This is a genomic window from Ferdinandcohnia sp. FSL W7-1320 (genome assembly GCF_038050315.1).
Lineage (GTDB): Bacteria > Bacillota > Bacilli > Bacillales > Bacillaceae_L > Ferdinandcohnia > Ferdinandcohnia aciditolerans.
The window spans coordinates 4,968,795-4,995,126 of the sequence record NZ_JBBPAM010000001.1; the positions used below are offsets into that span (position 1 = coordinate 4,968,795).

At 38.7% G+C, this 26,332-nt stretch carries 15 protein-coding genes, 1 pseudogene and 2 riboswitches; of the genes and pseudogenes, 7 read left to right on the top strand and 9 right to left on the bottom strand.

Annotated elements, in window-relative coordinates; all coding sequences use genetic code 11:
- Window positions 1–27: 27 nt before the first annotated feature.
- The 5 genes from NST91_RS23880 (at window position 28) to NST91_RS23900 (ending at window position 5,534) form a co-directional block, all read left to right on the top strand.
- The gene (locus NST91_RS23880; protein ID WP_341333145.1) at window positions 28–1,086 is read left to right on the top strand and encodes a BtaManbiosPhlase; all 1,059 of its coding nucleotides are present in this window, start codon (window positions 28–30) and stop codon (window positions 1,084–1,086) included.
- A gap of 288 nt (window positions 1,087–1,374) precedes the next feature.
- The gene (locus tag NST91_RS23885; protein WP_341333146.1) at window positions 1,375–1,728 is read left to right on the top strand and encodes a helix-turn-helix domain-containing protein; all 354 of its coding nucleotides are present in this window, start codon (window positions 1,375–1,377) and stop codon (window positions 1,726–1,728) included.
- Between the two features lie 121 nt (window positions 1,729–1,849).
- Window positions 1,850–2,350: a competence protein ComK gene (locus tag NST91_RS23890; RefSeq protein WP_341333147.1), complete on the top strand. Its 501-nt coding sequence runs from the start codon at window positions 1,850–1,852 to the stop codon at window positions 2,348–2,350.
- 163 nt (window positions 2,351–2,513) lie between these two features.
- Window positions 2,514–3,533 carry a DnaD domain-containing protein gene (locus tag NST91_RS23895; protein ID WP_341333148.1) on the top strand — a complete coding sequence of 340 codons (1,020 nt, stop codon included), beginning with the start codon at window positions 2,514–2,516 and terminating at the stop codon, window positions 3,531–3,533.
- A 1,425-nt stretch (window positions 3,534–4,958) separates the two neighbouring features.
- Entirely contained in the window at window positions 4,959–5,534 is a 576-nt protein-coding gene (locus NST91_RS23900) for a hypothetical protein (protein WP_341333149.1), read from the top strand.
- 451 nt (window positions 5,535–5,985) lie between these two features.
- On the opposite strand, the pseudogene NST91_RS23905 reads toward NST91_RS23900, so the two are convergent.
- From NST91_RS23905 to NST91_RS23930, 6 genes and pseudogenes are all read right to left on the bottom strand, one after another.
- Window positions 5,986–6,339: pseudogene (locus NST91_RS23905) on the bottom strand (GDP-mannose 4,6-dehydratase); the annotation flags it as partial.
- 193 nt (window positions 6,340–6,532) lie between these two features.
- Window positions 6,533–7,096, bottom strand: a complete 564-nt coding sequence (srtD, locus tag NST91_RS23910; RefSeq protein ID WP_341333150.1) for a class D sortase, LPxTATN-specific — start codon at window positions 7,094–7,096, stop codon at window positions 6,533–6,535.
- A gap of 89 nt (window positions 7,097–7,185) precedes the next feature.
- Complete coding sequence (locus NST91_RS23915) at window positions 7,186–8,355, bottom strand: LPXTG cell wall anchor domain-containing protein (RefSeq protein WP_341333151.1); 1,170 nt, start codon at window positions 8,353–8,355, stop codon at window positions 7,186–7,188.
- A gap of 138 nt (window positions 8,356–8,493) precedes the next feature.
- Window positions 8,494–10,701 carry an O-antigen ligase family protein gene (locus tag NST91_RS23920; protein WP_341333152.1) on the bottom strand — a complete coding sequence of 736 codons (2,208 nt, stop codon included), beginning with the start codon at window positions 10,699–10,701 and terminating at the stop codon, window positions 8,494–8,496.
- A gap of 39 nt (window positions 10,702–10,740) precedes the next feature.
- A complete protein-coding gene (locus tag NST91_RS23925) occupies window positions 10,741–12,333 on the bottom strand; it encodes a transglycosylase domain-containing protein (RefSeq protein ID WP_341333153.1) in 1,593 nt (530 codons plus the stop codon).
- A 290-nt stretch (window positions 12,334–12,623) separates the two neighbouring features.
- Window positions 12,624–12,788, bottom strand: coding sequence for a hypothetical protein (locus tag NST91_RS23930; RefSeq protein ID WP_341333154.1), 165 nt, complete (start codon window positions 12,786–12,788; stop codon window positions 12,624–12,626).
- A gap of 48 nt (window positions 12,789–12,836) precedes the next feature.
- Window positions 12,837–12,923: riboswitch (cyclic di-GMP riboswitch) on the bottom strand.
- A gap of 455 nt (window positions 12,924–13,378) precedes the next feature.
- Window positions 13,379–13,464: riboswitch (cyclic di-GMP riboswitch) on the bottom strand.
- Between the two features lie 226 nt (window positions 13,465–13,690).
- Between NST91_RS23930 and NST91_RS23935 the strand changes: the two genes are divergently transcribed.
- Window positions 13,691–14,260: a hypothetical protein gene (locus NST91_RS23935; RefSeq protein WP_341333155.1), complete on the top strand. Its 570-nt coding sequence runs from the start codon at window positions 13,691–13,693 to the stop codon at window positions 14,258–14,260.
- 99 nt (window positions 14,261–14,359) lie between these two features.
- Here the strand turns inward: NST91_RS23935 and NST91_RS23940 are convergent, their stop codons facing one another.
- Together NST91_RS23940 and NST91_RS23945 are read right to left on the bottom strand one after the other, a co-directional pair.
- On the bottom strand, window positions 14,360–17,386 hold the full coding sequence (locus tag NST91_RS23940) for a fibronectin type III domain-containing protein (RefSeq protein WP_341333156.1): 3,027 nt from the start codon (window positions 17,384–17,386) through the stop codon (window positions 14,360–14,362).
- 363 nt (window positions 17,387–17,749) lie between these two features.
- Window positions 17,750–20,881, bottom strand: coding sequence for a S8 family serine peptidase (locus NST91_RS23945; protein WP_341333157.1), 3,132 nt, complete (start codon window positions 20,879–20,881; stop codon window positions 17,750–17,752).
- Between the two features lie 651 nt (window positions 20,882–21,532).
- On the opposite strand from NST91_RS23945, the gene NST91_RS23950 reads away from it, so the two are divergent.
- Window positions 21,533–22,918: an SGNH/GDSL hydrolase family protein gene (locus NST91_RS23950; RefSeq protein WP_341333158.1), complete on the top strand. Its 1,386-nt coding sequence runs from the start codon at window positions 21,533–21,535 to the stop codon at window positions 22,916–22,918.
- 66 nt (window positions 22,919–22,984) lie between these two features.
- Here the strand turns inward: NST91_RS23950 and NST91_RS23955 are convergent, their stop codons facing one another.
- On the bottom strand, window positions 22,985–26,131 hold the full coding sequence (locus NST91_RS23955) for an FIMAH domain-containing protein (protein WP_341333159.1): 3,147 nt from the start codon (window positions 26,129–26,131) through the stop codon (window positions 22,985–22,987).
- Window positions 26,132–26,332: the final 201 nt, after the last annotated feature.

Here is a 26,332-nt window from a genome sequence, read left to right on the forward strand (position 1 = left end):
TCAAATTCAACAATAGGAGTTAAATTGATGAATATCTATCGTTATGAAGAAAATCCATTACTAACACCAATGGATGTCACACCGTATCATAATAACTTTGAAGTAATTGGTGCATTTAATGCCGGAGTCACAGAATATAATGGTGAAACCATTCTTGTACTACGGGTTGCAGAGAGACCTCTTAGTGAAGATCCGAACATTGTTAAAGCACCTATATATAATCCAACAACGAACGAGCTGGAAGTAATTGAGTTAAGAACAGACGATCCAAGGTATGACTTTTCAGACCCTCGTGTGATTATCGATGTAGAAACAAACAAATTTGCCTATTTAACATCGCTCTCCTATTTACGATTAGCAAGAAGTAAAGATGGGCGTCATTTTACAATGGATGAGAAACCATTCGTGTATCCATCGAACCAACACGAAACATTCGGAATTGAGGACCCGCGTGTTACCAAAATAGAAGACACGTATTATGTATACTTCAGTGCCATTTCTCCAATGGGTGTAGGAGAATCCTTAGTATCTACGAAGGATTTAGAAACGATTGTCCACCATGGCATGATCTTTAGTCCAGAAAATAAGGACGTTACAATTTTCCCTGAAAAAATAAACGGAAAATACTATGCCTTACATCGTCCTGTACCTAGTGCAACAGGCGCACCTCAAGTGTGGATTGCTGAATCAGATAATCTACTCTACTGGGGTAATCATCAATTTATATTTGGGCTACGTGATAATATGTGGGACGATGCACGGATAGGCGCAGGAGCCGTACCAATCAAAACAGATAAAGGCTGGCTAGAACTCTATCATGGCGCAAGTAAAGATAATCGATATTGCATGGGTGCCGTCTTACTAGACTTAGAAGATCCTACAAAAATAATCGCTCGCTCCGAAAAGCCGATTCTTGAACCAGAAGCAAGCTATGAAGTCGAAGGATTCTTCGGAAACGTCGTATTTTCATGTGGAGCATTGGTTGAAGGTGACATTGTAAAAATGTATTACGGAGTTGCAGATACCTCAATGGCTTGTGCCGAATTAAGTCTAACTGAAATACTCGATTCATTAAAATATGAATGAACTAAAAACGACTTGAAATAGAAATATTAATAGAGGACCGTACATTCACAATATATGTAAATGTGCGGTCTTTCTTTTTTCTGTGTTCAACGATACTCTATTTATTAAAATCATTCCTTAACCTATTATTCGGGTCTATCCCTGTCGTGGCGTTTCGGGGCGTCACTGTGACCTAAAAAAGAAATTTTCCAAAAATCAAACTGATAGTTTGATTTCCAACACACTCCAACTAACAGCGTGTTTCCATTTTGTTTTTTCTAGGATTTACTAATCCTAGAGGTGATCTTTATGATAGATGTTGCAGTTATTGGTCAAAGTATTAAAAGGTCTCGTAGAAAGAAAAAACTAAGCCAAGTAGAACTAGCAAAAACATTAGAAATATCCAATAAGTACTTAAGTGAAATTGAGCGTGGCATTGGAACACCTTCAGTAGATCTGTTATTGAGAATTGCAGTTGAACTTGATATTCACCCTGGAGAACTATTTGGGGATTTTGAGTTCACGAGCCAAATCAAACACCCTGAGTTAATGCTTAAATTAGATGAGATCTATCAAGATATCCCAAAGAAATACCACGAAGATATAGTAACCATGAACAGAACAATGGCGAAGTTCATTATTTCTGATCCAAAGATGAAATAATAATTGGTAATCTTATTACCTTTACTCCAATATTGTTGATAATTCACCTCTCCACCGACCAATAACGTTTCTCTTGAATAATATCCCCCGCACCACCACCACAAAAAAAGGAGCAAACCACATGAAAAACATTCAACTCACTTACGAAGTGAACCCCCACACAATGGCTATCCGTCCCGCAAAGGAAATCGAGTACTCAGCGATTGTCAAAGAGGAAAATCAAACCCTCTACATAAGACAAACTCCACTCCAAATCATTAAAGCAGCTTGCCTCGAGGGCGGCTCTACATACGAAGGCCGACGCAAAGCCGTCACCCATCTGACTGGAGCAATTCAAAAGGTACCTATTCCAATCAATCCCCGAAGAAATATGTTTGCGTTTCCCACTCACTCTCCTACCGCGTTTGAGTGCAATTGGATCTTCTACCACCATATAAAATCAATCGTACCTTCTCACCAAAGCAACACAATCCAATCCATTATTCATTTCAAAAATCAACAACAACTGCTTATGAACGAATCTTATTATCTATTAGAAAAGCAATACACCCGGACAACTATGTGCGTCTTACAATATTCAACACAAGAAAAAATGCAAGCGTATCCAATGCTAGGAATGTAACTATAGGTTATGAGGACTGGTCCCATGAATCAACATCATCTCCCTGAGACGCTGGACCTGTCCCTCAGACTTACTATTGACGCAGCAAACTGAACATAAAAACCCCCTGGATGCGAAACTACTGTCCCGCTCCCTCAAATTAAAACAAAAAGGATGAACGAACATGTCTGGAAATATACTACTGAATGAACGACCAATAATTGTTGTACCGACTCTTGCCAAATTGCTCGGTACGAATGAAAGTATTATCCTTCAACAGATCCACTACTGGCTCCAACGTAGCAAACATATCAAACTTAATCGAAAATGGGTATATCTCACCTATGATCAGTTGGTCGAACAAATTCCTTTCCTCTCAAAAAGCACGATTCGAAGAACAATTCTTAAACTAGAAAACAAAGGCTACCTAACCTCACAAAACTTCAATCGATTGAAACTAGACAAAACGAAATGGTACTCGATAAATTATGAGAATCTGAATGAATTAAAGGATGAGGGTTTTGGCGAGGACCTTACTTCCTTGGAGGAAAAACTTATTCCATCAGACCAACCTGAACAAGTGGAATGTTTAGATAGAGCAGACGATGTGCTCAACCTGGACAGCCCATGTGTTCAAATTGAACAGTCGAGCAGTCCAACTTGGCACGTCGAGGAGTTCAGTTTGATCACACCTATACCAAAGATTACTACAGAGATTACTACAAAGATTACATCAGAGACTTCTTCTTCTTCAAAAGAATTACAGCAAACCAATGAAAAAGAAGACCCGTTCCGATTCTTCGAGCAAAATGGATTTGGTACAATCGGAAGTTTTCTAGCTGATAAAATTAAGGCCTGGTGTAATGACTTATCAGACGAACTCGTGATTGAAGCTATGAAACTTGCTGTAGAAAATTCATCGAAGCGCTGGAATTATGTAGAAGCTGTCCTAAGAGATTGGGTGGATAAAGGCTATCAATCCCTGGATGATGTACATGCTGCACGGCTTGCCTATAAACATCAAGCGAAGCATCCAACTATGAAAAAGACTACCAGACAAGAATTCCTTCCTGACTGGTTTCATACTCGTGATCAGAGCAAAGGACCTGTACATACTCCTAGCTTCGAAGAGAAAAAAAGATTGTTTGAGGAACGCCTTAAAAAGCCTAGGGAAGATGGTGATATAAATACGTTAGGATACTGAAAAATGACCTGTTCCCCTGTCTGCAAACGTCAGAGTGATAATGCAACCTAAAATTCTTGTTCTTGGCGACCGTTGTAACCTCAATTCTCTACATTTCATACTAGTTTATTTGTCGATATCTACTCATAATTTGTAGATATTTCCCGGGAATTTGTTGAAATTTGAAAAATAGTAATATTTATTGGGGACGAGGGGAAATTTTCTAATGTTTCTGGTACCACATTCTCATATATCGCCCAGGAAACGAATCAAAAAAAAAATGTGGCCAACCCCTTTCCTGTTGAACACTATTAAAGAGTTGCTTATACTGTTAAACCTTTATTCTAAACTCAAACATCTCACTAATAGGATGGCTCTCTCTTCGCACATGAGCGTTTTAATCGTAGCGTATATCGCCCATCGATACAAAAAAACACAAAAAATTACTAGTTCCACGTCACCATTTAATTTACTTTAACACTATAAAACTTTACCTCTTTGGAGGCCTAGCCCCAACTTTAGATTTCTTGATCTTTGATTTATGTAACTGATCTTTGTCAGCATAATTTTTAGCTTTCCTCCAATTAATCTCTAAAGTTTCCTTAATTTTCGTTATTGGTAATCCTTTTTGTTAAGTAAGTGTTTGATTCAATTAATATCAGAAATTGCTAGTATCCTTTCTACCTCCACTACCAAATTTCTTGACACAATTAATGTAGTGGGACTTGGGGTGACTGGCAAGTCTTTTTATAGGCACTTATAAAATAAAGTGCAGGACTCTTCATTTTCTGTTGCAAAGGTCTTTACTTTTATTTTGCAATAAACAGGTAGATTTGGGTTGAATGGAATTTATAAGAACTTAAATCCTAATATTTGCTCCTAGAGCTGAAATGAAGTAAAACTTCAAACAGTAGAACCCTCTAAAAATAATACACAAATCACGTATTATATTGTTCAAATTTAACCATAGGTATATTAAAGATGGACCGATTTCTCTGGAGATTGTTCCTTGTGTATCGGTTACAAGTGATTATTATTTACATATTATTTTTTTTACTTTGTATGGGTCACTTCTCGCTATTTTTATTCGCAACAAAAGAACCATAACCTTTTGGTTATGGCACTCTTCATTCTCTCCACTTGTACACCATTGTTCCTCGTTCTTATTTTTACATAATAAAACTTACTTCTTATTATTCTCCTACTTGGTTACCCAATTACCAAAAAGCATTGCTCCGATTACTAAACGATATGAACCTTTTGTTGCAAGTAGACTATTAAATTTCTAACAAATATCGACTTTATGTTTTGTTTGCAGTACTCTCCATGTATACAATTATCATTTTTTGTAAAAAAATGTAATAAGAGGAGCGGGTATTTTTCTTTATTCACTGTTTTATCACTTCCAAAAGCATTGCTCCGAAAACAATCTTTTGGAGGATGATTATGATGAATAGAAAACAAAAAGAAGAGTACGTAGTCTTAATGGTGAAAAAAACGAAAGACTTCTCTAACTTACTGGAATCGCTTAGATTAAAGAACATTCTTGTTGATTATGCTGCTGACATTCCTATTGGTTTGGGCTCACCCTTAGAGGCTATGAAAAATATGTGGTGTCTAAAAAAAATGGGTAAAGGGCTTCCGATTCCTTTAGGGGACATGGATGCTCAGGGACTTTATTTAGGTCAAGCACTAGGGCAAGAACACAAAAAGCACTTCGGTTGTTTGAACCGTTTTCAACTTGCCAACCACATGTATTTAGCGCATTATTTCAACTTCACGTTTTTCTACTATTTTGGTGACAAGAATAATCCTAAATGGCAATTCAAACTTGAACCAGGCTTTAGTTCACTGCCGTTTGTATCACCAGCTGATACTACTTCAGTAATACTGAACAATGAGCTTTGGACAAAATACTGTAATGATGAAAACGTGAAGACGAAAGGGCGAAGCAAATTCAAAGAAATGTTGGATTTAGCTGATGAATTGATCGCTAAAATAGGCCAACAAGACTGTTCATAACTTTATTAAGCGTACCCTCTCCTTTAATAAAAGGAAGAGAACTTTCTCTTCCTTTTGATATTTAAATTAGTTTAGTACAATTTACTTCAGACGGATATTGAAGATATCAGCTATCACTATAATTCTAACTTCGTTTATGAAGGTAATTATTACTATTCTAAAGGTTTAGTACAGATATTTAATTAGTCTGTCTAAGATTCATAGAAGGTAAAAAGTGTTTTAAAAAACAACTTTGTTTTTGATGTTTAAATGATTTTAGATGGTGATGTTTTTCCCTAATAAAAATTTAACATCTCCCCTTCTATTAATAGAACTATATATTAAATTTGCTCTCCAAAATTTAATGTTTTTTCAAAAAAAGTGGTACCCTGCAATCCTTTATGCAAAGTTCCACATCCATTAGTTTTAACTGACTTAAATACAGCAGTATCTAAATTGTAAAGAATACTTTTTATTCCTTATAATTATTCTCAAACCGCCAAGCAACCCTGCACATTGCAATAAGGTCACGATTAGCTTCCCAGCCTAGTTCTCGCTTTGCTTTCGAAGCATCTGCATAACACTTATCTATATCTCCAGGTCTCCGTTCCACAATTTCATAGAGAAACTCAATACCATTAGCTTCTTCAAAAGCTTTCACTAATTCTAGTACACTAGTACCTTTTCCGGTTCCCAAGTTATATACATGAACACCTTCTGTTAGATTTTCCAGAGCAGTAACATGGCCCTCAGCAAGATCTAGTACATGTATATAATCTCTTACCCCTGTGCCATCTACTGTTGAATAATCATTCCCAAATAATCTTTGGTCCCCGTGAAGTTTTACATGATATGGAATGTTCCGTTTGCGGACATGATGAAGTCTACTACATAAACCCTACTACGAAGCAACAGATTTGAAGAGCGTGCAGTGGATGTGGATATTTTCAGAAGTTTGAATGAGTTGACCCCTCACTTTTTGAGGGGCTTTATTTTAAATTCCGATATTCATGTAGAAATTACATTCTTTCTGCGTAGATGATATATCGATAAGGCGCATCACCAATATAGCCAAATGGATAACAAGTCGTCACGATTAGTTCTTCCTCATCGTTTTGAAGTGTAATGATTGTCATATCATTTGCATCGACAATTTCGGTATGCTTGATTTTATAGGAATAATCACCATATGGGACTTCGACTTTCATTTCATCGCCAATTTCTAGTTCTCCAATATGCTTAAATACTGTGTCACGATGGCCTGATAATACAATTTGTCCATTTTCATCAGGGTAATAGGCCCCTTTGTAATGTCCTACCCCTTTCCCTAATTCATCTGGGTCTGTGCCTTCTATGATCGCTAAATCCGCATCTATTTTTGGTATGGTTAAGAGACCAACAACTTCCCCCTGTTCAGGAACAAACCTTTCTCTCTTTTTTTCTATTACAGGTTCCTCTATGACCTTTTTTGCCTCCTCATATGTTTCATTCGCTTCTGCCTTGGAGTGCATGATTTCCCATGATGCATATCCAATTACACCGATGCCAATCGCTAATATGAGGTAAATGAGGTATTTTCCCATCCCACTCCTCCATGTACCTTTTATTTAGGAAAAAGGATCCACTTGAATACCAAGTAGATCCCCTTGTTCTTTCTATTATAGATATGTCATTAAGCCATTCTACGGTTTCTTACGAAAAGTAGAACTCCACCAATTGCAACAATCAGTAAACCAAATGCTAATAGGTTATAGCTATTAGTTGCAGTTACTGGAAGCTTGTGACCTTCAGTCGTTTTGTTTGTGTTACTATCAGAAGTATTATCTACTGACCCTTTATTTGAATCGTTAGTTGTAGTAGATGTATTGTCTTTTGTTCCAGCTGTAGATTTGTCATCTGAAGACTCGTCTGTATCAGCTGGAGCAGAAGCAACCTCAAATACTCCATATTCACTGAAGTGAACAACTTGAGCAGTAACTTCTTTAGTCGCTTTATTAATCGTTACATTATAAGCTTCTTCTACTAATTTACCTTCTTTAACAAAGTAAACACTTAAGTCATTCCAGTTATTCACTTTTCCAGTAATAGGGAACGTTAAGGTAATAGGATTATTTTTGAAATCAATATTTTTCCCAGTTTCTAGATTCACTAACGTAAAATCATAAACAACTGACACAGCACCTTTTACATTTCTAGGTTCTGCATTTAATTCTAAACCTTGCATAGCAAGTGCAACAGGTAATTGAACCTCTACTGCTCCACCAATGTTAAGTGTAATCGATTTTGTGTTAGGACTTTCTTGTAATAATTGCTCAATGCTTTCTTTTGTTACAGTTACGTTAACAGCAGTGTGTGCGGAATAATCAAGTACAAGCTCACCTTTGTCATTTGTCTGTAAGACAGCTTCTGCATTATAAACGTCTGTTGTTACTTCTTCACCGTATACATCGTCAGTAACATTGTCGCCATAGACATCATCTGTTACTTCTTCATATACGTTATCTGTTACATCTTCTCCATACACATCGTCTGTTACTTCTTCGTATACATCTTCTGTTACTCCATCTCCATATACGTTGTCAGTAACGTCTTCCCCGTACACATTGTCTGTTACTTCTTCGCCGTATACGTTGTCAGTTACATCACCATAGTATACTTCATCTGTTACGTCACCACCATATACAACGTCTCTCACGCCGTACACATCAGCTGGTACTTCGTATACATTATTTACAACTGTTGAATTATCTTCATGTTCAGCTGCAAATGTACTAGTTGCAAAAGGTGCAACTATTAAACTAAATGCTGTTAAACCACTAATAAATGATAGCTTTTTCTTCATTTCCATTTCCCCCTATAAACAATACATGTTATAGTACGAGACTTTCCACACCTCCTTCTATTAAACTATTTGGAAATACCAATTATCCCAACATTTACTAATATATACTACTTTTTTACTATTTGTCCATATTTTACATCAATTTCCTGTAAATTTCTGAATCAAAAGTTGGATTTCTTTGTCGATTTTTGCTGAATCTCGGGTTCTCTCTAGTTCTTTAGCCTTATCTATTTCACCGATTCGATAATAGGCTAGGGCAGTTATTGCCGCTAGATTAAGAGAATTTTCTTCGATTTCATTATAGATATCTATTATTTCCTTATAATTTTCATTTTTGAAGTGTGCTAGGCTCGCTTGATAATGCACCGCAGGTGTTAAACCAAACTTGCGGCTATTAAAGGCTGCAGGCAAGGAACTTTCAACGATTAGCTGATGCTCGTGTTTCATCACTTCATAATCATGAAGTGCAGATTCTACTAAGCTTGGATTATTCGTTTTGATTGCCTGATTTATCTTCGCGGACATGCTTAATTCATATAGCTTCGTATTATATCGATCAACTGCTAATGCTGCATCATAATAGGCAATCGCTTTATCAAAGTCCCCAAGCCTGTTATATGTAGTCGCGGCTTTGACTAGCACACTTGAGTTATTTGGTTCTAAGATTACCATCCTCTCAAGAAGGGCCTTTAGCTTTTCCACTATCTCTACTTCCGACCCCTTCGACTTAAGTGATTGAATATAGACATCACTAAGATCGAATAGATATTTCGTATTTTGTGGATGCTTACGTACCGCGTTCTCCAACAGCACTTGTTTTGCATCGAGAGTCTTTGTCAGTTTCGACTGCTCAAAGTCTTGTGAAGCCTGCATAAATTGGAACGTGAACACTAAGCATACCGCTACAACAAAGGTAAACAGAGAGACACATATTATAGAAAGTCTTTTTGGTACCTTTATTTCCTCCGTTACTTGTGTGGAAGTTGCCATAATGAGTAACCAAAAGACAAGTAACCAAACTGTCCCGTAGGAAAAGTTAAAATCTATAAAACTATGAACAAAAATAGTAAGAATAGAAAGCAAAACAGCGATATAGATTGGATTATCTTTTTCTCTCAATATGGACCGGAATATATTTACTAGAAAATAACCAAAAACAGCAATAAAAAGTAGTAAGCCGAGCCAGCCCGTATCTATTAGCCATTCTGCAAACCCATTATGTGCCTTATTCGACAAATAGGGGGTTTGTTGATATTGTCTATAAACAGCACCCCAAGCCTCCCCACCTAGCCCAATAACGGGGGAACTTTTACTCATCGTCACCGCATCCTCTAAAAAGTTTAATCTTTCTGCGGCAGACGCTGTCGTTAAGTTAATATTGTCCACTCTATCCTGAAGTTCTCCAGGCAAAGCCTGATAAACAAGACCATCATTTTTTATATCCAGAACCCCAGCAATTCCGATGACTAGAATGAGTGCTGGAACGATAAAGCGAAAGACTGGTTTTACTTCTTTCCTTTCTAAAGCCTTATCTAGTAGATATACCACAAGGAAAGTAATTGCTGGTGATAGTAGTAGAATCGCCCAAACACTAAGGGGGACTGACTCTTTACCTGTCATGATTCTATATGCTAAAATTGCCGAAAGTGAAGAAATGATTGAAATTGCTAGATAAATTACTTGTTGTTTTATTGATAGTAGCCATAAACCTAAAAATATAACAAATGGAAGAACTAGTAGCATCCCTCTTGATTCTGACAAAAGAACATTCAAAAGATGCGGAACCAATGGTATGGAATAGAAGACAATGTATTTGTAAGGAAGTTTCCGCTTTGTCAGCATTACAAGTGAAAAGAGGAAAAAGACCCCCAATACCATTGAAAATGTATTTGGATATTGAAAAACTCCCGAAGAACGACCCGCTATAAAACTATTCTTGAATGACATCCACCCAGAGTCGATAAAAAGCATATGGAATGAAATCCACAATCCCGTGAAACTAAAGATGATTGGCATCCACTTTTTGATTTCATGGCTCAATGTTGCCCAATAGAGACCAAGGAAAAAGGCTGTATAGGTTGTCCATCTGATCATGGAATCCCAAGCACCTCTTGGACTCTCTGCAAAAAATAGAGGGAGTAAGTAACATAAAGGTAATAATAGAATTATGATTACGTAATTTAATTGCGCTACTTCCTTATAAAGAATCCATCTAAGGAAAAGCACAAGAAATAGAGTTAACACGAATATACTGATTGGATAAAAGTCTTTGGCAAAATACAAACCCTTCTGATAGGGAGTAAGAATGAATAATAATGCCAATATGACAAAGGTAAACCATCTCATAAATAAATCCTCCGTTACAACTTACATAGAAGTTCAGTTTCATTTTTCTCCTAAATCTTGAAAAATACGTTTAAACAAACTTGATGGAGACGATCCAAACCACATTCTATTTTCTGGCACGACTTCATCTGGACCCATCCAGACTGCTCCCACATATTTTTCGTTATATCCAACAAACCAGCCATCAAAAGAAGTCGTTCCTGTTTTTCCAGCAATCTGTTGGCCTGAAATTTGGGCATTATCAGCTGTACCCTCCTGCACGACATCCTGTAACAAAGAGGTCATTGTATCAGCTGTTTCTTTCTCGAAAATTTTCGTTTTCTTGACATTTGTTTTGTATTTCACTTTTCCACTTTGTGTTTCAATACGTTGTATGGTTTGGGCGTGCACCATTTTACCTTCATTAGCAAATGATGTATATGCTTGTGCAATCGCTAGTGGAGAGGTTCCTACCCTTGTAAATCCTAGGGCTAGTTTATATTCGTCAGTCGGGTCAATTTCAAACAAATCAAACTTATTGATGTATGCTAGGCCATTTTCTAACCCTATTTTGTACAGTAACCACGCCGTTGGAACGTTATAGGACATAACTAGACTTTCGTGGAGTGAAACTTCACCGTGAAATGTACCATCATGATTTTTTGGCTCATATCCATTAAACGATAGCGGCTTATCCTCTAGCGTGTCTTCAGGTTTCCAACCTAGCTCAATCGCGGGTCCATAAGCGATGAGTGGTTTAAAGGTTGATGCAGGCTGTCGAGTTGTATCAGTTGAATGATTGTACGTAGACAACTGATATTCACGACCACCCATAAGACCCGCTACTTCCCCTGTTTCACTTTCAAGGACGACCATCCCGCCTTCTACAAATGTGTTTTCATTTTCGGGGAATGTTTTCTGATCCATAAAAGAATCATATAGGTGAAGCTGAAGATCGCGATTAAGATTTGTTGTAATGATGTACCCTTTTCGGAAAATCTCACTTTCCTCCTGGCCAAATATGTCTCTTAACTCATCGGATGCAAGATCCACATAGGTTTGAGCAAATGTGTTCTTATGGTGTAAACCTTTTAACAGTTCTGGAATATCAGATTGATAGGTGTCTGTTTCGATATAGTTATCGTTGACTAGAGTCGTAATCATGTTTTCTAAATCAACCTGGATATTCTGTGATTCAATATTTTTAGATTTGTATAAGAGATAGATCTGTTCCATAACGGATGTATCCTTTAACCTTTTATCGAAATAATAATTTGCTGCATTTTCAAAACCTACTATTCCATTGTCGAGGTAGGCCTTGTTTATGTAGACTTCGAATGTTTCGTCTTTCGAATATGTAATCATGATTACGCTTGTTAGTAGTCTCTTTATCGTTTGGGTAGGATATAATAGTTGCTCCAGGTTATCCTTTTCTTTTTTCATATATGTAGTAATAAGTTCCGGTACATCCTCAGAACGTATCCATGTATTGTTCTGCTCTACTATTTCTTCACCATTGTTATCTAGAAGGATGGTACTTGTTGGACTTTTTAGATTTTCATTGACCTCCAAGACTTGATTGAATATAAATATGATGAATACGAATACACTACCTGTAACAGCAATTAGTAATAATCGCTTATGTTTTTTCATTTTTGCCCCCCAAAAAACAAAATCTAACAATATACTACAATAAAATGACAAAGAAATGTTAAAAAAGTACCAGTTCTTACAAAAAGTTCTGGTACTTTTTTCTCACTAACAACATACATGTTTTATTCTTTTGTTAAATGTGACAAGCCTTTTACTATCATATACTTCACTACCATAATCCTCATAACAGACCTTTGTGAGATAGGGACAGAGGGACAGGTCCCGTGTCCCAAAAGCGCGCAAAAAACCCAGGAAGTATGTTCTTCCTGGGTCTATTTTGGTTAGGAGTTTTATAGCTTCACCATATAATTGAATGCTGCTCGCTTATGATAGTACATTTTCATTTCAATAGTATATTTGAGATTCTCACAGAGGCAATCCTCCAATAACGCACGATTCTTGCTAAATTGAAAGGTATGCCAATAATACTTTGCTTTGTAAATCGTTTTTCTCATGCATATCTCCCCTTGCGATTTGTGTACACATAAATCAACGGAGTCGTGTTCGGAAGTTGGCTGGCATAGTCCAAAAAAACGTTAGCCCCTGTAGTTTTGCGTCATCACTTTTCAATGATTTTGCCGTTTCGTACGATTAATGTATGCCCTATCACCACTATAAAATAGAGTGTACACCTGCCAAAGGGGCTTAAGTTCTATTTTCAATGCAAATAGAGCTTTTGTAGTATGAGACAGAGGCCTTCCAGCGTGGGACAGGTCCCGTGTCCCATGGTTTGGTGAGGTGTGAAGGAGCGGTAATGCTTTAAGCCCTAGAGAACGTAAAAAACCAAGATCTTCGGGACCTTGGTTTGTTGTTTACATTTATAGGGGTTTTATAGTTTGGCTATGTAGTTAATAGCCGCACGCTCATGGTAGTGCATTTTTGATTCGATATTAGATTTCAATTCTTGACAAAGGCAATCCTCTAATAGTGCTCGATTCTTGTTAAATTGTATGCTGTGCCAAAAGTATCTCACTTTATAAATGACTCTTTTCATGCATATCTTTCCTTCCGATTTGTTGTAATCATAAATCGACGGAGCCTCGTGTTCGGGAACTGGCTGGCGTAGTCCAAAAGACCTTAGCCCCTTTAGTTTTGCGTCACCATCTTTCAATGATTTTGCCGTTATCGTACGATTTATGTATGCTTCATTATTACTATAGACTAGATTGCGAATCTATTAAAAGGGACTTTAGGACTATTTTAGATCCAAAAGATGATTTTATTGTAGGTTTTTGTCGTTTTCGCTCGAAATTTAGCAGCTATTAAGCCTTGCCACTAGTCGTGAATTTGATCGTAATGGAGTGAACTGGTGGTTTATAATAAAACAACATAAATAAAAGAACGGAGAGGCAATTATATGGGCAAAAGAATATTTGTTATAGCCATATCCTGTTTAGGTATCTTGTTCACTCTTTATTTTTTTACATTCCTCTCAAGTGAACCTACCCACCTTGCAATTCCAACAACATCATTAGAAGAGAGCATTTGTAAAAAGATAACCGAACAATTCGGTGACTGCCAAAGAATTCTTATGTTTGATGCTCGGTCAAACCTAGTTTTTGTTGAAAGTAGTTCTGGTATCATTCCCGTATTAACTAACCAAGAGTTTACTGATTTTAAGAAGTTTATTTCCCCCATAATGGACTTTCAGGAGTTCAATGAAGAGAAAGTTGAAAGAGGTCCGATTGATTGGCGGGCTGACAATCATGTCCAAGAGGATTTTTCCATCATTTATGGATTTGCTGAGGATGGTGCAAAGACGATCGTTATTAACAGTGAAGGCAATATCCAGCCAAACCGTTTTTTAGTGCGAGATAACTTGTGGGTCTGGTATGCGACTTTTAAGAATGACGTTCAATTGCCAGTTGACGTTACTGTCTACGACGGAGATGGTCAGATTATTTATGGTGAAAAGGCGGGGGAATAATGTTGGATTCTAAAACTTACACTTGATGGTTAGCGGATAGGTTCGATGTCCCACCGTTTGATTAAAAAAGCCCTTGCGAAGTCGCAAAGGGCTTTATGTTTATTTTATGGCTTGTTTCTTGCGTGTTGCAGTAAAGGCAATGATTCCAGCGCCAAGTAACAGCAGGCCAAATAATAGTATGTTGTAGCTATCTGTTGCTGTTTTCGGAAGCTTCTTGTCATCGTTTTTCTTGTTGTCGTTCTTTTTGTCTTGATTTTTATCGTTTGTTTCTTTTGGCGTGTTGCCATTCTCTGTATTTTTACCTGGAGTTGTTACTTCGTCTTGGTCATCACCTGGTTGTTCTTCAGGTGTTTCGCCATTTTCAGGATCTGTTTCTTCACCTGGTTCTTCACCAGGCTCATCCACCGCAGCTTCTGTTGTGACTAAAGTTGTTCCAAGAATGAAGCGATCCTCGTTGTTTTCGTCATACCCCATGATTTCGATGGTATATTCTGTATCAGGCGTAAGGTCCCTTAATAGGTAACTTGTATCCTTTGTTTCTTCTATCACCATTTCCCCATTCACAAAGACCATATAGGTAAAGTCTTCAAAATCATCGGTTGTGACAGGCTTCCAGCTTAATTCGATTTCTGAATCTGAAACTCGATCAATGGAAATATCGACGTATTCATATAATACAAGTACCTCCTTTTCCTCGAGTTCTTTAATGATTGATAGTGTCTCAGAACCCGGCGTGAGATCAAGTGCATTATTCATGATTAGTACAAACACTAAATTCGGTAACGTTAGCAGACTAGAAATATCCGTAATTTCATTGTATCCCAGATTAAGGTACTCGATATTTACGTTTTCTAATGCAGAAATATCCTTTATTTTATTGTTCTGTAATGATACAAATAATAGGTTTGTAAGTTCTGATAGAGCGCCAATATCCTCAATATTATTCCAATCAAGGGTCAGCATCTGTAAGTTTACTAAATTTTTCAATGGAGTAATGTCTGAGATATCATTGTTGATTGCAGATAAATAGGCTAGATTCGATAGGCTTATTAGCGCTTCAAGGTTTGTGATCTCATTTGAATCTAATGTCAATTCCTCAAGATGAACCGCTTGTTCCAACCCAGTTAAGTCAGTAATGCCTCTGTCTGTTGCATCAAGACTTGTTAAAATGGTTAAATCACTTTCAACGATATCACGTGAATGAATGCGTAACGCATCTCTCACCGCATCTTCTAAAGCTGGGTCAGCAAATTGAACTAGTTCGCCTGATGGAGTCGGTGGCGTTGATACATACGTATAAGCATTTCCCCATATAAAGCCGTCCTCGTCCACTCCTTCAACACTGATATCAAGATCCGTTAAAGGTGCAAGACCTGTTAGCTTGTAAAATGGCTTGGATGCAGGTGTTTCTCCAACTTGATCACCATTTACATAGATAATGTACTTTGTAATGTTATCCACTACTTCTGAAAAGTTGAACTCCACTTCAACTGTAGATTCAGTTACATCCGTCACTTGAATCTCGTGCTCAAAGTCACTCCACTCTACATAGACGCCATTTAGGTACAATTCTTTAATGACTTCCATGTCCTCGGATCCTTTTGTAAAATCAAGACTTGGGTTTCCAAACACAGTTGCGTAAGTTAAATTCGGTAATTCAAGCAACACTTTGATATCTTCTAGTTCGTTATACGCTACATAAACTGAATCGAGATTTTCCAAGTTTGCTAGGATTTCAATACTAGAAATCTGGTTTACATCTAAATCAAGGTACACAAGTTGTTCCAGATTTTTAATTGGTGCTATATCCTTTATTTCATTACCGCTTAACATAAGGTCTACAAGATTTGTTGCCTGCTCAAGTCCAGTTAAGTCTTTGATTTCTAAATAGCTCGCATCAAGCGATGTTAATCTTTTCATATCATCCACATGGATGTCACGGTGATAGATTTTTAACGCATCCGCGACGGCCGTTTTTAGATTTTCATCTTTAAATGTGACCTTTTCTCCTGCAGGTGGTGCAGTCGTAGTCGCTTCGGCTTCGATTGTCTCAATGGTGCCATCCTTGTAGAAAATATCAACTTTTAATTGATAGGCCGTTTCTTGTAAAAGGTCTGTGTACGTGTAAGTTGTAGAATATGGATCTGTAATCGTTTCTACTGCTTCGTTATCGAGGTACACTCGGTATTTATCAAAATCCGTCTCGTCCCATGGTTCTTCCCAAGAGATTGAAATGGACTTTTCTGTAACGCCATCAACGTACAATTCCTTTTTAATGATTAGTTTTTCATCGTCTAAAAGAATCTCAATTGGATTTGTCAGGTAGTCGCGCTCACTTTCCACCTTGAATTCAGCTGTGATCTCTTCGTCCGTTGAACCATTGTATGTGTTAAGTTCATAGGTTCCGATTGGTAGTTCTAGATTCTTAGTCTCTTTGTCAAAATCAACAAAATAACCCTCATCGTCTAAGTAACCGTAGTATTCGACGTCTGTTACATTTTCACTAACTCCTATGATAGAGAAATCAAATTCCCATGGGATGTTTCCATTATTAGTGGAAACTTTGATATTTGTTACCACAGGTTCCTTTGTAACTTCCACTGCAGGCGGTTCTGTTGGCTCAACAAGTTCCTGTGTTTCTGGAGTAGTTGAAGCTTTTACTGAATCTTGAGTTTCTGGCGTTTCTGCTGCCTCAGTCGGTTCTCCTACTTCTTCCTGTTCCGCTTTTTCGCCATTTTCTTGCTGAGGTTCTCCAGAATTGAACACTACTTTTTCACTTGTTAGTAGATTTTCAGAAGAAGTCACTGCTGTGATTTCATATGTATAAGTGGTGTTTGGCTCAATTTCTGTGTCCTCATATGAGTACTGTTTGATGTCTCCATTTACATTTTGGACAGTTGGCTCTATTTTGTTCGCTTGTCCATTTTTACTAAGTTGATAGCTTGTGATTTCTTCATTTTGTGGGAGTGACGCTTCCCACGATAACGTAATGCCATTCTCTGTTTCTGTCAAACTTACTTGGCTTAGCTTGTTTTGCGCATGAGTCTTACTGATGGTCAATGGACTCACGAGCGAAAGCAGTAATACTAGGACCATACTTACATGCAGCCATTTTCGATTACGCATTCTTTCTTCCTCCTACCGGAATTACCATAATAATAGAAAACCATCCAGATTATTATATATTAGCAACTATGAAAATAATATATAATTTTTCCTATATTTAACATATTTCGGTGGGTGAAATATTTGGGACAAGGGACCTGTCCCCGTGACTCAAAGTTGGTGTTGCGCCTCCATCTGGAAGGATTGCGTTATAGCAATTTTTGGAACTAGGCCATTGCTAGTTTTATAGCAGATTAAGAGACAAAAAAACTAGCAATCAATGATATGATTGCTAGTTTTTATGGAATTTATTGGTAGGGAAAAGACCTCTTGGTACTTAGCCCTGGACCCGGTTGGACAAACCGCTGGGCCACCCCGCATTATTTAGTTTTTCTTGTTTCCTGTGTTTCCGTTGTTGCCTTTGCTTCCGATTTTTACGTCGTTTGTTGTTACATTACCTGCGTTGTCGACTGCAACGATTGTTACGGTTTGGCCTTTGTCTAGTGCGTCAGCAAAGACGTGTTGTGTTTCACCGTTTACGTATGGTGCTTCAAGAACAGATTGACCGTCTACTAATACTGTCCAAGAAGCAATGCCACTTGTTTTGTCTGAAACATCGACTGATACTGTTTTACCGTCTTTTTCTAGCTTTGTTTTTACTTTAGGTGTTGTTACGTCTAACTTCACTGGGAATGTTAGAGTTTGCGATTTTGCACCTTCATAGTCAAGAGTCGCAACCGCTTGTAAGAAGTATTGACCATCTGGAGCTTTTTTGCCGTTATGCATTGTACCATCCCATGTCCAGTCGGAGATGAGGTAGTACATTGTTCCTCTGCCAGCGTCATAATAGTTCTTACGTACATCCACTTCAGATGCGATTTCTTTTACTACTTTACCATCTTTATTTACTACGCTTAGTTTTAAATCTTTTGCATTACGTACTAACGAGAATAGGTAAGTTGCACTGTCATTTGTTCCGTCACCATTTGGTGATATCGCGATAAGGTCTGGATTAAGATCACCTGTCGCTTGGTCGACACCTAAGAAATTATAGTTGCCTCCACCCGTATGAGTTAGAACACCTGTATTTCCATAGAATGATGTCGGATCCCAAGCTGGCGTGTCAAAGATTGGTGCTGCTGTCCAATCGCCTTTGAAGCCAACATATGGTACAACTAATTCTGGATTTGTGTCAGTTGGGTCCGTTAATTTTACAAAACCTTCTAACCAATAGCCATTTGTAAAAATTGATTTTAAATCTGCATCTACGTCACTCACATCAATCGATACATCAAATGTTTTTGTACCGTTTGCTGGTACTTCTATTGTGCTTGTAGCTTGACCGTTAACTGTTGCAATGTTTCCTAAATCCGTAGCACCGAATAAGTTAGGTGCTGATACTAACACACCGCCTCCATTAACAGGCGTGTCTGTTTGTGCATTTGCACTTACTTCATATGAAACTGCTTCATCAGAGTGATTTTCTGCTGTTAGTGTGAATGTAACTGTATTTCCTTTTACTTCTTTAAGCGCTACCTTAGCTTCGCCAGTTGTAGAATCCGTCACCGTTACAGGAGTTGATAATGCTGCATGAAGTTGCATTAAACCTGCACCTTGACGACGTGGAGAAACAAGTGCTCCGTCAAACTCAACTGGTTTTGCTGTGTTTAATAATAATTTTTTAGCAAACTTAGATCTGTCTGCATTTTGAAGACCAAATTCCTGGTCGACACGTTCTAATACTAGTGCGGATCCGCCAGATACATGCGGTGCTGCCATTGATGTACCACTCATCGTTTGGTATTCATTATGGTCAGCCGTTGAGTAAATTTGTCCACCTGGTGCTGTGATTTCTGGTTTGAAATCAAGGTTTGGCGTAATACCCCAAGAAGTGAACGCACTCATTTTTCCAGAATCCACATTTGGTAGAGACGTTTTTTCACCATTGAATGCGATTTCTACAGTTTGTCCATCTTGAAGTGCTGCTGCAAAGCGGTCTCCATCTGCTTTTAACATAAATAATTGTGGAATCGTAATCGCCTGGTCTGATGCCATATTTACAGTTCCATCCGTATTGTTGTAGATGATAACCCCTGCTGCTCCAGCCTGTTGAGCGTTTAGAGCTTTTGTAACGAAATCTAAAGTACCGCGTTGGATTAACGCAAATTTTCCGTTTACATCTTTACCTTCGAAATCCTCAGGTGCTCCAATACCAGCATGAACTAATTCAAAGCTTGTCCCAACTTCAGGAGGTGTTTGGCCTGCAGATAAGAATGCAACCGGTTCTGCGTCACCTTCACCAATTTTAGCTGTCGCTTGGTCTGTGGTTAGGAATGTATTTTCAAAAGATGCGACTGAAATCGAATCAAAGGAAACACTTGGTGAACCTACAACCCCATAATCAGGATTTGAAGCATATGGATAAAAATATCCGTCTGCAAAGAGCGCAGAGTTACCAGCTGAAATGGACACAACCACTCCATTGTCAACCGCACGCTTAACTGCTTGTTGCTCAGGAGAATCTGAATCTACGAATCCAGCTGTCGATCCAAGACTCATGTTCAGAACGTCTGCACCTAGTTTAAGTGCATCATCAATTGCCTTGATGTAGATATCGCCATATGTTGATGGCACTCCTTCACCAAATACACGCAGAGCAAGTAATTGTGCTTCTGGAGCTACACCTTTAATGCCGCCGTTTTCTTCATCACCGTTAGCAGCTACTGTTCCAGCAACGTGCATTCCGTGCATGCCAGTGTCGACATCATCGTCGAGGATATCATCATTGCCATCCATGTAGTTCCAACCATAAGGAACTTTTTCATTCCAATACTTACCTGGAAGATCGAATTCAGAGATGTCGCTGCCGACTTCAGCTTGGGTAAGTTTTGCTGTTGAATTATCAGATAGGATCATGTCTTTGTGAGAAGGGTCGATACCAGAGTCAATGATTCCGACTACCATACCTTCTCCCTTGAAACCGTAGTCTCTCCACGCTTGTTGAGCCTGAACAAGCTCTTTACTGTATTTCATATCTGGTTCTTCATTTGGAATTTTGTATTCCGTTGCGATGTAAACTTCTTTTACTTCAGGAACTTCTTCGATTTTAGCGATATCCGCATATTTTACCTTACCGCTGAATCCGTTCACAATCGCATCGAATTCTTGCTCATATTTAATGTTGATTTTCTTCCCTTTGATTTTATCTTTAGCTGTCTTTTTTTTGTTTTTTGCAGCCTTCTCTAATTGTTTTCTTTGACCTTTTGAAAGCTTATCGTACTTTTTCCCCTGTTTTGTTGCTACCTCAACCGGGGCATCGCCTTCCATTTCTACCACGACACGAACCTCTTGATCAGGATCGATGTTTTGTAGATTTGTCGCTTTTAAATCGGTGTTTTCTTGTTTTGGCTTCTGTGCATCTAGCTGAGCTGGCGTAATGCCACCCGTAACCGCAAACGCGCTACCGCTAAATGCTAATAGTAAAACTAGTAATAATGCCGTGATTCTCTTCCCCATTTTCATCCTCCCTTTTAAATCGGGACACTAGACCTGCCATCTTGTCCCATGAAATTCCAAGACTAGTAAATCTTCTAAATAGTCCCCCCTCACGAAAATTTCGGCCCCAAAATCATACAAAATTTTCGGTATATTCACACTATACTAAATTACTATTTCTGGAACTAGCGCTAAAAGTCATAGGAAAATTCAACCAAAACAACAGCGAGTTATGTTGCAATTTGTCGTAATAGTTCAATCGCAGGATAAATAAATGGGTCATAGGGACAGGTCCCTTGACCCTGCAATAGTGTAAAGGGATGAAGTGCTGTGGGTACAGGTGGTTGAGTTTGATGCTTGAGGGGAATCACAGGGTCAGGTTTCCTACCCACAGACTATGCTCGAATTGCATCCGTGGGACAGAGGGATATTACGGGTGCAGTTTCCTGCCCCCCTAATATCCCAGACCACGCTCGAACTCCGTTCTCGCACGTCTGGGCCGGAGGGGCAGGTCCCTCGTCCCACAGAATGTCGTCGAACTTCACTTTAGGAAATAAAAGTTTTTTGTAGTATTTTGTATGAATTTAGCGAACGTTTTACATTGATAGTTCTGAAGATTAAAAATAAACTAATAAAGACTATGAATATACTACAAAAGGAGGAGTACTTTAGATGCAATTTTTTAAAAAGAAAAAGCTTAGTATTTTGTTTTTGCTAGCTTTATTGTTTCAGGCTGTCGTAGCTCCGATGGCGTTTGCTGAGGATGGGCCGGTGGACAAGCCCTCTCTAGTAGCACTTGGTGATTCAATAACCTTTGGTTGGAATCTATATGAGGGGGAGAATCCAGACACTTCAAAACCATCCACTCATGCGTTTCCAAATTATATACTAAATGGTGGCTTTGATGTCACAAACTTGAGTTATCGCGGTTGGACTTCAAGCGATTTATTAGCCAAGTTTACAAGCGATCCATCGTATCTACCCGCTATCGCTCAAGCTGATGTCATTACGTTGAATATTGGAAATAATGACTTGCTTCAGGCCGCCGACGTTTCGACGCTCATTAAAGAAGGGCAATCGTTAACGCCAGAAAAAATAGCGGAAATTACACAAAAGATTGAAGTTGCTTCTCTTCAATTAGCTAGTAATCTCGCACAAATTATGGGTGCCATTCGTGGGGTTAATCAAGAGGCGCCAATTCTCTTCTATAACGCCTATAACCCATTTGGTGCACATATCGAACAAATCGTGCCGAATTTACATACGATGGGCGAAATGATTATCACAAATGTGAATCAAAAGGTAATCGCACCAGTTGCAGCTAGTGTACCTGGAACGTTTTTAGTAGATGCTTATTCGGCTTATAATGGAAAACAAGCTGCTTACATTCTACCTTTTCCTGATGTACACCCTACCGTTGATGGCCAAAAGGCATTGGCTGCATTAGCGGACCAAGTATTACTTTCATTGTTGCCGCCAGAACTTCCTGAACTGGAAATCCTATTAACTGCTACACCGACGGATTCTACTGAAGGCCCTGTCACAATAAATGTTGCTACAAACCACGAAGAAGTCTTGGAGTTAAAATGGCTTCCGGGTGAATTGCCTGTAGAGGATTTTGAAACAGAAGGTAATGAAATTGCGTTAGACAATCCAGTGTTTGAAGTAACTGAAAATGGATTCTACACAGTTTATGTGTTGAGCGGAAATGGTGAGGAGAAGGTCGCTTCCATTGAGGTGAAAAATATTGTTCCACCGGTTGAAGAACCGCCTGTGGAAGAACCTCCAGTAGAGGAGCCGCCGGTCGAGGAACCTCCTGTTGAAGAGCCTCCAGTGAATGAGGAGCCACCAGCAGAAGACCCTAAGGAAGATCCTAAAAAAGAAGAGCCTGTTAAGGATGAGCAAAAAGTAACACCTGAAAAAACAGAAACAAAATCAGGTCCAAAGCTACCTAACACTGCAAGTCCACTCTATAATATGCTTGCGATTGGAATCGCAACTCTTCTATTCGGCTCAGCCTTATTGTTTGTGTACGTGAGAAGAAATAGAACAGCTTAATAAAAAGCCTATCTTTCTATCGAAAGATAGGCTTTTTTGTGGGACAGAGGACAGGTCCCGCCCCGCTTATTCCCAAATTGCATTTACGTTGTTGTTGAGCATTTCTTTAATATCATTCGCAGCATTACTATTATTTAGGTGCTTCGTGAAGTCTTGCAAGTGCTTTTTTGCTTGCTGCACATCGCCTTTATCATAATGATGCTGGGCTTGTTCTAATCGGTTTGTTAGTTGTTTCATTAGTGAGTGTTCGATTTGTTTTGATTCCGCAAGCTCTCCAATTTGCTTGGCTAATGTAGCTGTTGTTACATTAACTGTCACGGTAATTGTGTTAGACGTATATTCTTCATCTTGATAAGTCACGATTCCCTGTATTTCCGTAGTTCCTGCATTTTTACCGGTAATTTTACCGTTCTCTACTGTAGCAACCTGAAGTGAGCTACTTACCCATTCCACATCAACTTCACCTAAATCGACTTGTTCTCCATTTGTTAGGAGGACAGAAAGGTCAGTTTCCATTTCCTTACCTTGAAGAAGGGTATCCTCTGCCGAAATAACAACTTTATCTAGTACTACTTCTCTCTCAAACGTTAGTTTGAAGTCATCGTAATAGGCGCCTGACGTTGTAAAGAAGTTAGAAGCTCCTCCAAACAATCTAACAGAAACAGCATTTTCAGGTGCAGTGACTGTTGCACGAACGGTTTGCCACTGTTTGTGTCCGCCCCTAACATGAATGATATTGACACCATCCACATCCTTCCCAACTTGCTTACCCGTTGCATCGAAATAACGGAGGAAGAAGCTTGCACTGCCATCCTCTAAATACATTTCAACTGAACCTGTATATTCCACACCAGCTGTCACCGGAATCGGATCTGATACAACAAATACGGTTTCATTTTGAGATCTATCCGTGATTTTTAAAGAATTGTTTCCTGTCTTGGCCTTTTCATTCGTTACCCCGTATGAAACATTACTGGTTACGGTAAATAAAGACGACCAACCCGGAATCGAATTGTTTTCCCCTATTGTTCCTTCAAATCCTTCGTTTTCAAATGAAACGGGAACGGTTTCGTAAATAGGTACAACAGGTAGTTTCCCACCATCAATGACAGGAATCATTTTTAAATAATAGCTGTCACCGTCGATAAAATAAATATTTTGATTGCCTTCGTTATCATAGGCAAGTTCGATAAACGATACTTCAGGTCCTGATTCGATTAAGCTTACATGCTTGAGGTCGTCTGATTTCGGATCCACAACGGCTAGTTTTCCGCCAATATCCGTATACAGCAAGCCATCATCGCCGAATAAAATATGAACTGGTCGCCACATTCCTCTATTTTTGATATTTGGATAGAGATTCTTCGATTTTACAATTTCGTACGTATCTGGGTTCATCGCAAATAAAATTCCATCGACGGCTCCCCATAACAATCCATCTTCATCAAACGTTAACCCGCTTATCATTGGAGGTGCATCCAATTCTGGGAAGTCTAATTCAAATTCAGTTATTTTCTTCTTACCTGCGACATCCCACACAAACATTTTTGCCTTTTTGGCAGTTGGTTCGATGTCTAATCCACCTCGAATGGTAGTTGATCCATAGATTTTTCCATCTTTATAAGCAAGCCCTACAATACTTTGATCTTGGACTACATTTCTATGCGTCTCTCTTTCACCTGTAATAGGGTCATAGATTGTAAACGTTCCACCTAATTTTTGATAGTATGGTATGGTTCCAATTAGCAATTTTTCATTTTCGAATTTCATGATATATGGACGGTCTTGTTCATATTCATCATATAAATTAAAAAGTGTTTCAACTTCTAGCGTATCTGTATTCATCTTCTGAATAGACGCTCCGGAGTAAATTCCGAAGTACATATCAGAGCCATTTCCAGAAATCATGCCCTCTGCTTGGCCTTGTGAATACGTCGTAACTTCACCTGTTTTCGTGTTATACCTTGCCCCTTTTGGTCCCCCTGGGTAGGTCGTCATGTACAGGTTCCCATCAGGACCAAGTCCAAGACTATGTAAAGCGATCGGCACATTCCCATTCATCGCTAAAGGTAAATCGATGATTTTTTGAGCGTCCAAATCCACTGTCATGATTTCTCCAGTTCTTTTGACCGTAACAAGTCGTAAATCCGTGGCATCGTTACTAAAATCAACGAATGCACTACCTCGCCATCCGGCAGGATAACGTATACCTGTTTCCCTTGTTTCTAATGTGTTTACATCAACTTCTAAAATATGGCGTTCGTTAATTACATATGTTTTGCCATCATTCACAGCTAGTTGAGAATATCCAAAAGCTCCGAAGTCGTCCTCTGAACCATCGCCTTTTATACCACCGATTACTTGATCAACCCACTCTTGCGTCGTTAAATCATATAGCAAAATCGCACTCACACCACTAAATCGTACAAATAAGTAGTTTCCAGCGACCTCCATATCATAGGCGAACTGCATTTCTTCAAGTGTACTCCCCATGATATCCGCTACATTTTTCGTGATATTTTCTTTTTCTAGAGTCTCCGTGTTGATGCGGTACACACTTCCAGTAACCCCAAGGCCCGCGTAGAGGTAACCATCGTGGTAAGTCAACGATCGTACATAACTCGCGTCACCCTCGGCATCTATTTTTCCGAGATCAATAAATTTTTGCTGAGTGACATCGTATTTGAAGATTTTACCTTCTTTTTCTTTGTAGGTTCCGATATAGACGTTTCCTTGGTCGTCTACTGTGCTGCTCCAGAATTGATGGCTCGCATCCGGAATCCCTAGATTCTTAACAGACTTTGTTTCTGGTGAATAGCTCCAAAGTTCACCCGCATTGCTTTCTGCCAATCCAGCAATGTAGACCGTTCCATCAGGAGCAATAATATGTGTCCAAACCTGGCTTACTTTTCCTAGTTGCGCATTAAAGAGAACCGTATTGGTTTTCACATCAATGACATTAAATAATCCTCCATTTGCTGTTGTGTAGACAACGTCTTCTCCACTCTCTTTCCCAAATACAGCATCTGTCACAACAGCACCTGTAGCAGGCGTACCCAAATTCTGTACCTCTTTAAAACCACGACCATTCAATTTTGCAACCACCGTCTCGTCCTGAATTGCTTCAGCACTTACACTGAATTGAAAGAAACTGGTGATTAACACTGCAATTAAGACACTTGAGAGCAGTTTGCGATAACGTTTTTTCCCCATAGTAGATCTCCCTTCGTTTTTAAAAAATAAAGATGGTAGCGCATTCATTTGTGAATACTTCACATACCTCCCCTAAAAAAAGAATTGATGGTGTTCTCCTAGGTGAAAATTCCGAGTCTTGAACTAATTATATAGTTCACCTTCTAACAGGGACAGTCCATAATAAGTCGATAAATTGTCTTTATGGTGTCTTTAAGAAAG

Excerpts from the sequence above, each read along its gene's own strand:
- NST91_RS23880 (WP_341333145.1), top strand. The coding sequence starts at position 28 with ATGAATATCTATCGTTATGAAGAAAATCCATTACTAACACCAATGGAT.
- NST91_RS23885 (WP_341333146.1), top strand. The coding sequence starts at position 1,375 with ATGATAGATGTTGCAGTTATTGGTCAAAGTATTAAAAGGTCTCGTAGA.
- NST91_RS23890 (WP_341333147.1), top strand. The coding sequence starts at position 1,850 with ATGAAAAACATTCAACTCACTTACGAAGTGAACCCCCACACAATGGCT.
- NST91_RS23895 (WP_341333148.1), top strand. The coding sequence starts at position 2,514 with ATGTCTGGAAATATACTACTGAATGAACGACCAATAATTGTTGTACCG.
- NST91_RS23900 (WP_341333149.1), top strand. The coding sequence starts at position 4,959 with ATGATGAATAGAAAACAAAAAGAAGAGTACGTAGTCTTAATGGTGAAA.
- srtD (WP_341333150.1), bottom strand. The coding sequence starts at position 7,096 with ATGGGAAAATACCTCATTTACCTCATATTAGCGATTGGCATCGGTGTA.
- NST91_RS23915 (WP_341333151.1), bottom strand. The coding sequence starts at position 8,355 with ATGAAGAAAAAGCTATCATTTATTAGTGGTTTAACAGCATTTAGTTTA.
- NST91_RS23920 (WP_341333152.1), bottom strand. The coding sequence starts at position 10,701 with ATGAGATGGTTTACCTTTGTCATATTGGCATTATTATTCATTCTTACT.
- NST91_RS23925 (WP_341333153.1), bottom strand. The coding sequence starts at position 12,333 with ATGAAAAAACATAAGCGATTATTACTAATTGCTGTTACAGGTAGTGTA.
- NST91_RS23930 (WP_341333154.1), bottom strand. The coding sequence starts at position 12,788 with ATGAGAAAAACGATTTACAAAGCAAAGTATTATTGGCATACCTTTCAA.
- NST91_RS23935 (WP_341333155.1), top strand. The coding sequence starts at position 13,691 with ATGGGCAAAAGAATATTTGTTATAGCCATATCCTGTTTAGGTATCTTG.
- NST91_RS23940 (WP_341333156.1), bottom strand. The coding sequence starts at position 17,386 with ATGCGTAATCGAAAATGGCTGCATGTAAGTATGGTCCTAGTATTACTG.
- NST91_RS23945 (WP_341333157.1), bottom strand. The coding sequence starts at position 20,881 with ATGGGGAAGAGAATCACGGCATTATTACTAGTTTTACTATTAGCATTT.
- NST91_RS23950 (WP_341333158.1), top strand. The coding sequence starts at position 21,533 with ATGCAATTTTTTAAAAAGAAAAAGCTTAGTATTTTGTTTTTGCTAGCT.
- NST91_RS23955 (WP_341333159.1), bottom strand. The coding sequence starts at position 26,131 with ATGGGGAAAAAACGTTATCGCAAACTGCTCTCAAGTGTCTTAATTGCA.